This window comes from Corynebacterium ureicelerivorans (assembly GCF_000747315.1).
GTDB classification, from domain to species: Bacteria; Actinomycetota; Actinomycetes; order Mycobacteriales; family Mycobacteriaceae; genus Corynebacterium; species Corynebacterium mucifaciens.
Genome location: NZ_CP009215.1, coordinates 1,225,792 through 1,239,713 on the forward strand (window position 1 = coordinate 1,225,792; position 13,922 = coordinate 1,239,713).

At 62.5% G+C, this 13,922-nt stretch carries 14 protein-coding genes; 5 read left to right on the forward strand and 9 right to left on the reverse strand.

The features are described 5' to 3' along the window. Nucleotides 1-180: 180 nt before the first annotated feature. The 3 genes from acnA (at nt 181) to CUREI_RS06130 (ending at nt 4,378) form a co-directional block, all read left to right on the forward strand. Nucleotides 181-2,958 (forward strand): aconitate hydratase AcnA, encoded by a 2,778-nt coding sequence (gene acnA / locus CUREI_RS06120; protein ID WP_236627163.1) that lies wholly within the window; start codon nt 181-183, stop codon nt 2,956-2,958. Nucleotides 2,959-3,066: 108 nt separating this feature from the next. Further along, the gene (locus CUREI_RS06125) at nt 3,067-3,618 is read left to right on the forward strand and encodes a TetR/AcrR family transcriptional regulator (protein WP_038611639.1); all 552 of its coding nucleotides are present in this window, start codon (nt 3,067-3,069) and stop codon (nt 3,616-3,618) included. Nucleotides 3,619-3,655: 37 nt separating this feature from the next. Then, nucleotides 3,656-4,378 carry a glutamine amidotransferase-related protein gene (locus CUREI_RS06130; RefSeq protein ID WP_038611642.1) on the forward strand — a complete coding sequence of 241 codons (723 nt, stop codon included), beginning with the start codon at nt 3,656-3,658 and terminating at the stop codon, nt 4,376-4,378. Here the strand turns inward: CUREI_RS06130 and CUREI_RS06135 are convergent. Beyond that, a complete protein-coding gene (locus tag CUREI_RS06135) occupies nt 4,375-5,031 on the reverse strand; it encodes an NAD(P)H-binding protein (protein ID WP_038611645.1) in 657 nt (218 codons plus the stop codon). The genes CUREI_RS06130 and CUREI_RS06135 overlap by 4 nt on opposite strands. Before the next feature lie 41 nt (nt 5,032-5,072). On the opposite strand from CUREI_RS06135, the gene CUREI_RS06140 reads away from it, so the two are divergent. Together CUREI_RS06140 and CUREI_RS06145 are read left to right on the forward strand one after the other, a co-directional pair. Continuing rightward, nucleotides 5,073-5,342 carry an ACT domain-containing protein gene (locus CUREI_RS06140; protein WP_038611649.1) on the forward strand — a complete coding sequence of 90 codons (270 nt, stop codon included), beginning with the start codon at nt 5,073-5,075 and terminating at the stop codon, nt 5,340-5,342. A 10-nt stretch (nt 5,343-5,352) separates the two neighbouring features. Further along, nucleotides 5,353-6,717, forward strand: a complete 1,365-nt coding sequence (locus CUREI_RS06145) for a PFL family protein (RefSeq protein WP_038611652.1) — start codon at nt 5,353-5,355, stop codon at nt 6,715-6,717. On the opposite strand, the gene CUREI_RS06150 is transcribed toward CUREI_RS06145, so the two are convergent. From CUREI_RS06150 to sufC, 8 genes are all read right to left on the reverse strand, one after another. After that, the gene (locus tag CUREI_RS06150; protein WP_051952241.1) at nt 6,714-6,965 is read right to left on the reverse strand and encodes a PLDc N-terminal domain-containing protein; all 252 of its coding nucleotides are present in this window, start codon (nt 6,963-6,965) and stop codon (nt 6,714-6,716) included. The two genes, CUREI_RS06145 and CUREI_RS06150, sit on opposite strands and share 4 nt — an antisense overlap. Before the next feature lie 12 nt (nt 6,966-6,977). Continuing rightward, nucleotides 6,978-7,496, reverse strand: a complete 519-nt coding sequence (locus tag CUREI_RS06155; RefSeq protein ID WP_051952242.1) for a DUF421 domain-containing protein — start codon at nt 7,494-7,496, stop codon at nt 6,978-6,980. A gap of 654 nt (nt 7,497-8,150) precedes the next feature. Then, nucleotides 8,151-9,779 (reverse strand): ABC-F family ATP-binding cassette domain-containing protein, encoded by a 1,629-nt coding sequence (locus CUREI_RS06160; protein WP_038611655.1) that lies wholly within the window; start codon nt 9,777-9,779, stop codon nt 8,151-8,153. Between the two features lie 161 nt (nt 9,780-9,940). Beyond that, on the reverse strand, nt 9,941-10,792 hold the full coding sequence (locus CUREI_RS06165) for a cutinase family protein (RefSeq protein WP_038611658.1): 852 nt from the start codon (nt 10,790-10,792) through the stop codon (nt 9,941-9,943). Between the two features lie 301 nt (nt 10,793-11,093). Beyond that, entirely contained in the window at nt 11,094-11,486 is a 393-nt protein-coding gene (locus CUREI_RS06170) for a metal-sulfur cluster assembly factor (protein WP_038611661.1), read from the reverse strand. Between the two features lie 2 nt (nt 11,487-11,488). After that, nucleotides 11,489-11,938 carry a Fe-S cluster assembly sulfur transfer protein SufU gene (gene sufU / locus CUREI_RS06175; RefSeq protein WP_038611663.1) on the reverse strand — a complete coding sequence of 150 codons (450 nt, stop codon included), beginning with the start codon at nt 11,936-11,938 and terminating at the stop codon, nt 11,489-11,491. Further along, nucleotides 11,935-13,167 carry a cysteine desulfurase gene (locus tag CUREI_RS06180; RefSeq protein WP_038611666.1) on the reverse strand — a complete coding sequence of 411 codons (1,233 nt, stop codon included), beginning with the start codon at nt 13,165-13,167 and terminating at the stop codon, nt 11,935-11,937. The genes sufU and CUREI_RS06180 overlap by 4 nt, the downstream gene beginning before the upstream one ends. Further along, entirely contained in the window at nt 13,167-13,922 is a 756-nt protein-coding gene (sufC, locus tag CUREI_RS06185) for a Fe-S cluster assembly ATPase SufC (protein WP_038611670.1), read from the reverse strand. The genes CUREI_RS06180 and sufC overlap by 1 nt, the downstream gene beginning before the upstream one ends.

Below are 13,922 nucleotides of genomic sequence, written 5' to 3' on the forward strand. Positions count from 1 at the left end.
GTCGGGCGGTCGATGGGGAGTCTAGCGGTGGGCACCGAAGGGACGTCGATAGCCGCGATGCGAAAACATAACGGGCGTAATGTTATTATCGACGCGGAACTATGGCAGGTCCCTTACACTGGTGGCCTGACCATAGGGTCACGAATCCCTGACGAGATACGACGAGAATTGGAGCTCACCGTGGCAGAAAGCAAGAACTCTTTCGGTGCCAAAAAGACGCTCGAGGTCGGCGGTAAGTCTTACGACTACTTTGCGCTCGACGCAGTCGAAGGCATGGAGAAACTCCCCTACTCCCTGAAGGTGCTGGGCGAGAACCTCCTGCGCACCGAGGACGGCAAGAACGTCACCGAGGACCACATCAAGGCAATCGCAAACTGGGACCCGTCCGCGGAGCCGAGCGTGGAGATCCAGTTCACCCCGGCCCGCGTCCTCATGCAGGACTTCACCGGCGTGCCGTGTGTTGTGGATCTTGCAACCATGCGTGAGGCCGTGGGCACCCTGGGCGGCAACCCGGACCAGGTCAACCCGCTGAACCCGGCCGAGATGGTCATCGACCACTCCGTGATCATCGAGGCGTTTGGTTCCGAGAACGCCATCGACAAAAACGTCGAGATCGAGTACCAGCGCAACGAGGAGCGCTACCAGTTCCTGCGCTGGGGTGCGGAAAACTTCTCCAACTTCCGCGTTGTACCGCCAGGGACCGGCATCGTGCACCAGGTCAACATTGAGTACCTCTCCCGCGTTGTCTTCGACAACGAGGGTCTCGCATACCCGGACACCTGCATCGGCACCGACTCCCACACCACGATGGAAAACGGCCTCGGCATCCTCGGCTGGGGCGTTGGCGGCATCGAGGCTGAGGCCGCGATGCTGGGCCAGCCGGTCTCCATGCTCATCCCGCGCGTTGTCGGCTTCAAGCTCACCGGCGAGATCCCGGCCGGCGTGACCGCTACCGACGTGGTGCTCACCATCACCGAAATGCTTCGTGAGCACGGCGTCGTGCAGAAGTTCGTGGAGTTCTACGGCAACGGCGTGAAGGAAATCCCGCTGGCTAACCGCGCCACCATCGGCAACATGTCGCCGGAATTCGGCTCCACCTGCGCGATCTTCCCGATCGACGAGGAGACCATCAACTACCTGCACCTGACCGGCCGCTCCCAGGAGGACATCGACCGCGTCGAGGCATACGCCAAGGCACAAGGCATGTGGCTGGAGCAGGACGCCCAGGAGGCCGAGTACTCCGAGTACCTCGAGCTGGACCTGTCCACGGTGGTCCCGTCCATCGCTGGCCCGAAGCGCCCGCAGGACCGCATCCTGCTGTCCGAGTCCAAGAACACCTTCCGCAACCAGCTCCCGGACTACAACACCGCTGGCGAAGGCACTGCCGAGCCGGTCCGCGCCGAGAAGGTCGACGCGGTTTCCTACAACGAGTCCTGGCCGGCAAACGGTGAGTCCGCTGCCGAGGGCGCCGAGGGCCGTGCTTCCAAGCCGGTTATCGTGCAGTCCCCGCAGGGTGGCGAGTACACCCTCGACCACGGCTTCGTGGCTATCGCCGCCGTGACCTCCTGCACCAACACCTCGAACCCCTCCGTCATGGTGGGCGCCGCGCTACTGGCCCGCAAGGCTGCGGAAAAGGGCCTGAAGGCTAAGCCGTGGGTCAAGACCATCATGGCGCCGGGCTCCCAGGTGGTCGACGGCTACTACGAGCGCGCCGACCTGTGGAAGGATCTCGAGGCCGTCGGCTTCTACCTCTCCGGCTTTGGCTGCGCATCCTGCATCGGCAACTCCGGCCCGCTGCCGGCCGAGGTGTCCGACGCCGTCAACGAGTTCGACCTGACTGCCACCGCAGTGCTGTCCGGCAACCGTAACTTCGAAGGCCGCATCTCCCCTGACGTGAAGATGAACTACCTCGCGTCTCCGCTGCTGGTCATCGCCTACGCCATCGCCGGCACCATGGACTTCGACTTCGAGTCCCAACCGCTCGGCCAGGACGCTGACGGCAACGATGTCTTCCTCAAGGACGTCTGGCCATCCACCGAGGAGATCGAAGAGACCATCGCTGGCACCATCTCCCGCGAGATGTACGAGAAGGACTACGCGGACGTCTTCAAGGGCGACGAGCAGTGGCAGGGCCTCGACATCCCGACCGGCAAGACCTTCGACTGGAACGAGGACTCCACCTACATCCGCAAGGCTCCGTACTTCGACGGCATGCCGGAGCAGCCGGAGGATGTGAAGGACATCGAGGGCGCGCGCGTCCTGGCCAAGCTGGGCGATTCCGTGACCACGGACCACATCTCCCCCGCCTCCTCCATCAAGCCGGGCACCCCGGCCGCAAACTACCTCGACGAGCACGGCGTTGAGCGGAAGGACTACAACTCCTTCGGCTCCCGCCGAGGCAACCACGAGGTCATGGTGCGCGGCACCTTCGCCAACATCCGCCTGCGCAACCAGCTGGTGGACGAGCAGGGCGGCTACACCCGCGACTTCACCCAGGAGGGTGCGCCGCAGGCCTACATCTACGACGCCGCTATGAACTACGCCGAGAAGAACATCCCGCTGGTAGTTATCGCCGGCAAGGAGTACGGCACCGGTTCCTCCCGCGACTGGGCCGCGAAGGGTACCAACCTGCTCGGCGTGAAGGCTGTCATCGCCGAATCCTTCGAGCGCATTCACCGCTCGAACCTCATCGGCATGGGCGTGCTGCCGCTGCAGTTCCCGGAGGGCCAGTCCCACGAGTCCCTCGGCCTGGATGGCACGGAGACGTTCTCCATCACCGGCATCACGGACTTCAACGGCGGCGAGATCCCGTCCACGGTGCACGTCAAGGCCGAGAAGGACGGCGCCGACGCAGTCGAATTCGACGCTGTGGTCCGCGTTGACACCCCGGGCGAGGCCGAGTACTTCCGCCACGGCGGCATTCTGCAGTACGTACTGCGCCAGATGGTCCAGAGCTAGCGCTTAGCCTGACCCCCATCGCCGCGAAGGGGCCTCCGCACTGCGCGGAGGCCCCTGACCGTTTCCCACCCCGTTTCTGCCGACCTTGACACCCCCCGAGGAGCCCTCATGCCGATAGTGAGCGACGAAGAGCTGCAGCGCCGACGCGGCGAGATCATCGATGCCGCCCGCGCGTGTTTCGCACGCTACGGCTATGAGGGCGCCACCGTCGCCCGTCTCGAGGCGGCCACCGGGAAGACACGGGGTGCGATCTTCCACCACTTCGAAGACAAAGAGGCGCTGTTCCTAGCCATCGCAAAGGCAGACGCTGAGCGCCAGGCCCAGGTGGTCAGCGAGCGCGGCCTTGTGGATGTCATGCGCGACATGCTCGTCGACCGCGAGTCGAACGACTGGTTCACCACCCGCTCCGAAATTCTTCGCAAGCTGCGCACCGACCCCGAGTTCGAGACGCGTTGGCGCGAGCACCAGGAGGTGCTGGACCGCGCCGTGCGCGAGCGCCTGGAGTCGAATAAGCAGATGCGTGACGACGTCCCAGTGGCCGTTGTCCAGACATACCTCGAAACGGTGCTTGAGGGCTTCATCACCAAGCTCGCCTCCGGCGAGCCGGTGGAGCGGCTGGAGCAGATGCTCGACGTTGTGGAACAGTCGGTCCGCGGCTGATTCCTCGAAATAGACTAAGCGGTATAGAATCGCCGCTATGTCGAAGCTGCTCTTTCTCTCCCTGCGTACCGGCGACATCGGCCCGGATGTGGCCCGCGCCGAGTACCACGATGTGCTGCGTGCGACAGGCCTGCGTGAGGTAGACGTCGAGCTTCGCGTCATCGACTCCCCCAACGCCGAGCTCGGCCCCCTCGACTCTGTCAGCGGGATCATCGTCGGCGGCTGTTCTCTCAACGTGACGAACCCTGAGCGCGATGCGTGGCACCTGCGTATCGACGACATTCTGTCCGCAACCGTGCAGTCAGAAAAGCCCACATTTTTCGTGTGCTTCGGCATCTCCTGGCTCGTGGACTACTTGGGCGGTTCGGTCGGCCGCACGCATCCCGAACAGTCCGGCCCCACCACCGTCAATGTCGTGGCCGACGATGCTGTGGCCGGAGCGGGTGGGTCCTTCACCGCCTTAACCGGCCACACCGAAAACCCTGTCGAGGTGCCCGACTCCCTCACCGTTGTGGCCACGGGGCCGGGTGGAATGATCCAGATGGTGCGCTATACCGACCGCGTTTGGGCCACTCAGTTCCACGCGGAGATGGACGCCGACGCTATGCGCACGCGCATGGACTTCTTTCACGATTACGGGTACTTTCCCGCCGACGAATACGCCCGCATCGTCGCCGATCTGCCCAACCATGACGTAAGCCGGGCGAACGCGCTGCTCCGCACGTTTGCCCGGCTTTGCCTGGATGGGCAGTTCACCTAAATCTCGGAGACCTTTCCCTCCCCAGTTTCGAAGTCGATCGGGTTGTGGTCGAATGCTTCACCGCGCCCGACCGATTCCACAATCACATCCGCCACGAGCTCGCGCGGGGTCTCGGAGTCTGCGTCGCGCGCGCCGTCAAGCACCGTGATGCCACTGGCGGCATCGTCTGTCAGACGGGTGGGGCCGAGGATCTGGTACGGCAGGTTCGACCCCAGCAGGCGCTGGTCCACAGCCTTCTTCGCTTCCACGTATGCGTACCAAGAGCCACCGTCGTCTTCCGCTGTGGCTTCTGCAGCCCCCGCGTAGGAGACCATAACCAGGAACGGCGCGTAGTCGCCGAGCTCCTCCAATGCGTCGATCATCGCCATTGCCGCGTCACGGTCAACGGCGTAGGTGAGCTCCGCCGAACCGCCACCGGCGCCAGCGGACCACACAACGGTATCGAACGGTGTAAGGAGCCGGGCCCAATCCTCCGCGTCCAACGTGGTCAGGTCGCGGACGATGACGGTGGCGCCGTCGTCAGCCAGCTTTTGCGCGTGATCGGGGTTGCGCACAAGCGCGCTGACCTTGTGGCCCTCCTTCACAAGCTTGGGTACTGAGTGGCGCGAGACGTTTCCTCCCGCGCCGAGAACGAGAACATGTCGTGTTTCCATAACTTCAACCGTAGCGCCAAAAGTACGTCTATACTTTGCGCATGCACGCAATTATTACGACCACTGGTAAGGACCGCCCCGGTGTCATCGCCGCCGTCTCTGCTGAAGCTGCAGAGCAGGGCCTGAACATCGTCGACGTATCGCAGACCATCATGGATGACTACTTCACCATGATCATGCGCGTCGAACTTCCCGAGGGCGAGGTGGACATGGGGGCCTTGCAAGAGGCGTTCGACGCCGCCGGCAAGCCGCTCGGCATGGTCGTCCGCATCCAGTCCGATGCCCTCTTCAGCGCCATCAACGACATCTAGGAGCGCGACTGTGAGCTTCGAATTTTCAGACGCCCGGTTCCTCGAAGTCATCCGCATGATCGAGGACTACCGCCTAGACATCCGCACCGTCACCATGGGCATTTCGCTCATCGGTTGCACGCGCGGTTCCATGGAGGCCACGGCTCAGGCGGTGTACGACCGCGTGACTGAACGCGCCCGCGACCTCGTTCCAGTGTGCCAAGGCATCGAGCGAGAACTGGGCATCCCGATCGTGAATAAGCGGATCTCCGTCTCGCCTATCGCCCTTGTTGCGGCGGGCGTAGACGGTAGCCCAGTCGAAATTGCCCGCGCCCTGGACCGCGCGGCTTCCGAACTAGGCGTGAATTTCGTCGGCGGCTACTCCGCCCTGGTGGAAAAGGGCGGCACTACCGCTGACAAGCGCCTGATCTACTCCATTCCGGAGGCGCTGTCTGAGACGAACCAGGTGTGCAGCTCCGTCAACGTCGCGTCCTCGCGTGCCGGCATCAACATGAACGCCGTCGCGAAAATGGGCGAGATTGTGAAAGAGGCGGCCGAGGTAACGGCTGACCGGTCATCCATTGCCTGCGCCAAGCTGGTGGTGTTTGCCAACGCAGTCGGCGACAACCCGTTCATGGCCGGCGCCTTCCACGGCATCGAAGAGCCGGACACGGTGATCTCCGTCGGCGTGTCGGGGCCGGGCGTCGTCGACAACGCGATTGCCCCCCTCAAGGGCGCGACACTGAACGAGATCGCCGAAGAGATTAAAAAGGCAGCGTTTAAGATCACCCGCGCGGGCCAGCTTGTGGGCACGATGGCGGCGGATCGCCTCGGCGTGCCGTTTGGGATTGTGGACCTGTCGCTGGCTCCAACTGCGGAGATGGGCGATTCGGTGGCACATGTGCTGGAGCGGATGGGTCTGGATCAGGTGGGAACGCACGGCACTACCGCCGCGCTCGCCCTGCTCAACGATGCGGTGAAGAAGGGCGGCATGATGGCGTGCTCGCGCGTCGGCGGCCTGTCTGGCTCGTTCATTCCCGTCTCCGAGGACAAGGGCATGATCGATGCGGTGCACTCCGGCGCCATCTCCATGGACAAGCTCGAGGCGATGACGTCCATCTGCTCCGTGGGCTTTGACATGATTGCCATCCCGGGTGATACGTCTGCGGAACTTATCGCCGGCATGATCGCGGACGAGGCTGCAATCGGTGTGATGAACCACAAAACAACCGCTTCCCGCCTGATCCCGGTGCCGGGCACCAAGCCCGGCGACGAGGTCAACTTCGGCGGCCTGCTCGGCTATGCGCCGGTGATCCCGGTGAACACGGTGGGCAACGACGAGTTCATCCACCGCGGCGGTTTCATCCCTGCCCCGGTGCACGGGTTTAGGAACTAGCGCTTCTTACCCACAACAAAGTAAGCGACCCAACCGAGCGTGTTCACGGCGCCGATCACCGGAGTCCACAGCCACTTCGGACCGCGAATTCGCTTCGAGTTGGTACGGGCAAGATCCCGTAACGCGAATGCCTTACCAGCGGTATCGATGGTAGCGAGTATGCCTGTGATGGTCTTCTGGTCCGAGGACATGCCATTCCAGGCGTCCTTGATTGAGCCAATAATCCCGTTGTTTGTCTGCTTTGCCATAGGGTAAGTGTACTAAGCTCCTTCCACTGGACGGTAGATCAAGTGGGAGCTCGTATCACCTGCCGCGATGACCGACATTGTGCCGTCCGTTTCCAAGATAACCGCTTCGACGTTGCTGAGCCCGGCGCTGCCGCTTTTGCGTACTGCTTGAAGGACTTCCCGCTCGGTCACGCGCTCACGGCGCATCGTGACAGTGTTAAACCTGTCTCCGGAGTACAGGAGCGCTGGCTCAGCTTTGATCAGCCTTTCAAAACGGTCCGAGTTCCAGGCGAGTTTGGAGATGACGAACTGGCCTCCGAGCAGCACGATAATCGCGGTTACTGATTGCGAGAGCTTGACATCCTTGCTAGTCAGGGTCGAGGCGAAAACAGAGCCCACGGCAACAGTGATAACGAAATCGAAGATGTTGAACTTCGAAAGCGAACGCTTGCCCGCAATCCGCAGCATCACGATCAATGCCACGTAAATCAGCAGACCCTTTGCGGCGGTACTCCAGATGGTGGTGAAGTCGTTGTAGAATATGTCGCGCACGTTGACCACTGTAGTGAAGCCGGGTGCGTGCCCTCAGGCCTGTGGCAATCTCTCGGACGGATGCGCGTTGCGGACCGGGATTTTTCCTCAGCTACAAAGCGGATTCAGGAGCTTCTAGGATGGACTCGATCTCCTTAGGGCGCACCAAAACACTGGGTATTGGGCTAGATCCGCAACCTGTTTTTGACAGAACCTTAAACAACGGTTTAGCAGCCTGGATCATCCGCCGTACATAGCCTAGAAGGAGACGCCATGAGGCCTGACGGATATCAAAGCCGGAAACCGGCTGGAGGACTTCCTTTCAATAGCGGTCCCTACAGCGCTTGCAGAACTGACACCTTGCCGACGAGAAAAAGTTACCAAAGGCGCAGAAGAGTTTCCCTTCGGGATTAAGAGTCGGTATAGGCGTCAGATGGGGCGAGATCGCATTTTCACCATTGTCAAACATCTCGGAGAACCTTGTAGATTCATTTCCCATCTGGCCAGGCGTGCTCATGGAATTTGCTCGCATGCAAGAGGCTGATCGTGATTATTACCTCCAGAGAATGCAGAAAACTCTCCCCGAGCAAGGGTGACGTTGTAGCGGTGTTCTGGCCTAGCTAGTCGTAGTGACCGAAACGTCTCGACAACGGAAACCCTAGCGGTCGAAAGTCGCTAAGCCAGCTCGACGATCTCCATGTACTCGTCGCTCCACATGTCTTCGTCCCCTTCCGGCATGATGATCACGCGCTCAGGCTCGAGCGCACGCACCGCACCCGGATCGTGGGTGACCAAGACGACCGCGCCGGTGTAGGTCTTCAACGCGTCGAGCACCTGTTCTCGGGATTGGGGGTCGAGGTTGTTGGTGGGCTCGTCGAGAAGCAGCACGTTCGCCCGCGACGAGACGAGGGTGGCCAACGCGAGGCGGGTCTTCTCGCCGCCGGAGAGAGTTCCCGCTGGTTGTTCCAGTTTGTCGCCGGAAAACATGAACGCGCCGAGCAGACCGCGCAGATCCTGCTGGCCGGCATCTGGGCAGGCCTCAATGGTGTTCTCCCAGACTGACTTCTCGCCGTCAATCGTGTCGTGCTCCTGGGCGAAGTAGCCGATCTTCAATCCGTGGCCTGAAACCACGCCCCCCTCGCCGTCAGTGCGCTCCACCCCGGCAAGCAGCTTCAACAGCGTTGTCTTGCCGGCACCGTTCGTGCCCAGCACGACGACGCGGGAGCCCTTGTCCACTGCCAGATCGACGCCCGCGAACACTTCCAAGGACCCGTACATCTTGGTCAGCCCCTTGCCGAAGAGTGGGGTCTTGCCACAGGGTGCCGGCTCCGGGAAGGAGATGGAGGCGACCTTATCGGCGACGCGGACCTCGTCGAGCTCCCCCATCATCCGCTCAGCTCGCGCCAGCATTTGCTTTGCTGCCGAGGCCTTGGTCGCCTTCGCCCCCAGCTTCGCGGCCTGTTTTTGCAGCGCGGATGCCTTCTTCTCCGCGTTCGCCCGTTCGCGGCGCCGCCGCGCCTCATCGAGGGCGCGGGCGTCTTTATACTTGGAAAAGCCCATGTTGTACACATCAGCCTCGGCGCGCACAGCGTCCAAGAACCACACCTTGTTGCACACGGCGTCAAGCAGCTCCACATCGTGGGAGATCATGATCAACCCGCCCTCGTGCTTCGAGAGAAAGTTGCGCAGCCACGCGATGGAGTCAGCGTCGAGGTGGTTGGTGGGCTCGTCGAGAAGCAAAGTGGTCTGAGACTTGCCAGAACCCTGCCTCGAGGCGAAAAGAATCTGGGCGAGCTCGACGCGGCGACGTTGACCTCCGGAGAGCGTCTTCAGCTGCTGGTCCAGGATGCGCTCCGGCAGTCCGAGATTGTCGCAGATCTGAGCAGCTTCCGCGTTCGCCTCGTAGCCACCGAGCGCCTGGTAGCGCTCCTCTAAGCGGGAAAACTTCGCAATCGCCTTGTCGCGTTCGGCGCCGTCGGTGGTTTCCATCAGCGTCTGCTGCTTCGCCATCGATCGCTGGATTTCATCCAGCCCACGTGCCGAAAGGACGCGGTCGCGCGCGGTCTGCTCGATATCTCCCTCCTTCGAATCCTGCGGGAGGTAGCCGATCTCACCCGAGCGGGTCACCGAACCACCGTATGGCTCGGTTTCCCCGGCCAAAATACGCATCGTGGTGGTCTTGCCAGCGCCGTTACGGCCTACTAGACCAATCCGGTCGCCGGGTTGGACGCGGAGGTGCTGGCCGGGAGCCTGGAGGAGCGTGCGCGCCCCAACCCGGACCTCGAGATCATGAGTAACAATCACGGAGGATCACTGTATCAACTCCCCCAAATCAGGATTCACTTCTTGTTCACTGCGCGCACTATCCACCAGATCAGCACAAACGGCGTGGCAATCACGCCAACGACCGCGAGCATGATCAAAATTTCCCCGAGTGCGATATTCACACGAGCCTCCTGTAAACGCTAGTGCGAATTGAGCCAGTCGATGCCAACAGCCCGGTCGGTGCCGGAGTATTGCGTGTGCGTGAAGAATCCGCGGACAAGCGCCGCGTAGTCTCCCACGCCGTACCTGGCGACCTCGTTGAAAATCTCCGCCGACGGGGCGCGGCCGTGCAGCACATCCATCCTCATCGACGGTTCCACGATTCCACGGTATTGATCCGGGAACGCGCACACCGCGTCGCTAGGGTTACACACCTCGAGCACCTTGCTGCCCAGGGAGCCGAAACCGCCGTTCAACTGGCCAAGGGCACCCGTGTTGACGTCGGGCTTCGGCGGGTACTGCACGGCACCGTTGCCGCCCTGGTACGGGTTTGCGTAGAGCACAGCCCCCGCGAACCGGTTCTTATTCAGAGGCCCGCGGTCGTACGCGGCGTCATTGATAATCCGGGCCGAGACATCTGCCCCGAGCGAGTAACCGACCAGGCTGATTGAGCTGTTCGGGCAATCGTGCTGAATGCGGGAAATGATGCGGGCAGCGTTGCGGTAGCCGTCATTAGAAGACTCACGGTACGGCGTCACCACAAAACCGTGGGAGGTGTACGGCACGTACGTGACATCGGCATCCGGTTGAACAGCGAGAGCGTTACCCACCGTGAACGTGATAAGGCCCAGCGGTGCTTGCTCGGGTGAGAACGACACGGTGTTGCCACCGCCGGGAACCACAACAACCTGCTTCGGCGAGCAGTGGTTCGCAATGTCATCGGCTCCAGGCAGGTTGAGCGGAGCTGCACCGGCAACCCCCTGGCCCACGGTCAAAGCCGCTGCAAACGCGCAGGCGACAGAACTGCGAATGACCCGGCGGAAAAGAGACATGTTTTTACCCTTCAACAACAACCAACGCGACGCGCACGGGAGTGGGCCTGTGTCCGCGCTGCCCGCATTTCGCTTCCGAGACCTGTCGTATAGGCACCCGCGTACGAAGCCACGGTGATATGTTATCGCGTGCTTCCGGGTCCCGCTGTGCAATAGCCGCCTGGGATTTTCGTCCTGAGGAGGACCCTACGGATTGTGGGGGATGTCATGTGACATCCCCGCCACACTGCGGGCCCGGCGAAAAGTAAAAACGCCCTAGCTCCAACCGGAACTAGGGCACTTCCGCCTGCGTGGGCCAAGGTTACACCGCGAAGCCGAGGGCGCGGAGCTGCTCGCGGCCCTCCTCCGTAATGAACTGCGGGCCCCACGGCGGCATCCAGACCCAGTTGAGATCGATCTCGTCGACCGCGGTGTTGGACACCACCGCTTGCGTCGCCTGGTCCTCAATCACGTCCGTGAGCGGGCACGCCGGCGATGTCAGCGTCATGTTGATGACGGCGACGGTGCGCCCCTCACGTTCCTCAATCCACAGGTCGTACACGAGCCCGAGATCGATGACGTTGATGCCCAGCTCCGGGTCGATCACGTCGTGGAGGTACTCCTCCACCTCGCCGACGAGCTTGAGCTGCTCCTCTGTCTGCTGCGGGCGCTCCGCCTGCGCCGGCTGACCCACCTGGTTATTCGCCTCAGTCATAGCTACTCCTTTTCTCCCAGTGCGTCCGACGTCGCCGCCTGGAACGCCTTCCACCCCAGCAGCGCACACTTCACGCGCGCCGGGAACTTTGCGACGCCCGCGAACGCAACGCCGTCGCCGATCATCTCAGCGTCGCCCTCGACGGTGCCGCGCGAGGTGATCATCTCGTCGAAGGCGGCAAGCTTCTCCATGGCTGTCTCCACCGGCAGGCCAATAACTTCCTCGGCCATGACCGACGTGGACGCCTGCGAAATCGAGCACCCCTCGGCGTCGTAGGAAACGTCCTCGACCGTCGAGCCGTCCTCGGACAGGTGCACACGCAGGGTCAGCTCGTCGCCGCAGGACGGGTTGACGTGGTGCACCTCCGCTTCGTACGGCTCACGCAGACCCGCGTGCTGCGGGTTCTTGTAGTGATCCAGGATGACTTCCTGGTACATGGACTCCAGGTTCATCGCGCGAAAAACTCCTTCGCCTTGGCTACGGACGCGACCAGCGCATCCACCTCTTCCAGCGTGTTATACAGGTAGAAGCTCGCTCGCGCCGACGATTGCAGGTCCAAGCCCCGGTGCGCGGGCCACGCGCAATGGTGGCCGGTGCGGATCGCCACGCCTTCGGCATCGAGCACCTGCCCAAGGTCGTGCGGGTGCACGCCCTCGACCGCGAACGCGATCGCGCCGCCACGTTTTTCGGCGGTAAGGGGGCCGGCGATCCGGAGGCCGTCGATAGCCTGCAATTGCTCCAGCGCATACGCGGTGAGCTCATGCTCGTGGGCCTGAATGTTCTCCATGCCGATTTCGGTGAGGAAGCGCACGGCCTCGCCCAAGCCGACGACCTGGGAGGTCATCTGCGTACCCGCCTCAAAGCGCTGCGGCGCCGACGCGTAGGTGGATCCCTCCATGCGGACGACCTCGATCATCGAGCCGCCAGTGAGGAACGGGGGCAGCTCGTTGAGGTGCTTTGAGTACACCGCACCGACACCGCTGGGCCCGCACATCTTGTGGCCGGAAAACGCCGCAAAATCGACATCCAAGGCGTGGAAGTCAACGGGCATGTGCGGCACAGACTGGCACGCATCCAGCACGGTCACGGCTCCCACCGCCTTCGCGCGCCGCACCATCTCGTCGACGTCGGCGTGCGCGCCAGTGACGTTCGACTGGTGGGTGAAGGCGACAACCTTGACGGACTCGTCCAACTCGAGCGAGTCGAGGTCGATCCGCCCGTCTTCGGTCATCTTGTACCACTTCAGCGTCGCGCCTGTGCGACGAGCGAGCTCCTGCCAGGGCACCAGGTTTGCGTGATGCTCCAGCTCGGTGACCACGATGGTGTCGTCCGCGCCAACAGCGAGCGAGCCCGCGCGGGAATCGCCAAGCACGTACGCCACCAGGTTGAGTGCCTCGGTGGCGTTTTTCGTAAACGCGATTTCATCGTTCGCCGCGCCTACGAACGACGCGATGGCCTCGCGCGCGGACTCGTACGCGTCGGTCGCCTCCTCCGCGAGCTGGTACGAGCCGCGGTGCACGGGTGCGTTGCACCCCAGCACGAAATCACGCTCGGCGTCCCACACCCGCTGTGGGCGCTGCGACGTCGCTCCCGAATCCAAGTAGACCAACGGCTTGCCGTCACGGACGGTGCGCTGGAGGATCGGGAACTCCTTGCGGATTGCTTGTACGTCGAGGGCCATTAGATGAACTTCTCGTAGCCTTCGGCTTCGAGCTGGTCGGCGAGGGAGGAGTCGCCAGTCTGCACGATCTTGCCGTCGGCGAAGACGTGGATGAAGTCGGGCTTGACGTAGTTCAGGATGCGCTTGTAGTGCGTAATCATGAGCACGCCGCCTCCGGTTTCATCCTGGTAGCGGTTGATGCCCTCGGACACGATACGCAGCGCATCGACGTCCAGGCCGGAGTCGGTCTCGTCCATAACGGCGAACTTCGGCTTCATCAGGGAAAGCTGCATAACCTCGTGGCGCTTCTTCTCGCCGCCGGAGAATCCTTCGTTCACCGACCGCTCGGAGAAGGACGCGTCCATCTGCAGTGCCTCGCGGGCGGCGTTGAGCTCACCGACCCATTCGCGCAGCTTCGGGGACTCGCCGCGGACCGCGGTGACGGCCGAGCGCATGAAGTTGGAAGACGACACGCCAGGGACCTCGACCGGGTACTGCATGGCCAAGAAGAGGCCAGCACGGGCGCGCTCGTCGATCTCCATGTCGAGGATGTTCTCGCCGTCGAGCAGCACCTCTCCCCCGGTCACCTCGTACTTCGGGTGGCCAGCCAGGGTGTAGGCCAGCGTGGACTTGCCGGAGCCGTTCGGGCCCATGATGGCGTGGGTCTCCCCGCCATTAATCGTGAGGTTGACGCCCTTCAGAATGGGTTTCGCCTCCTGGCCTTCCTCAGTGGGAAGAACATTTGCGTGCAGGTTCTTGATTTCCAGGGTGGACAT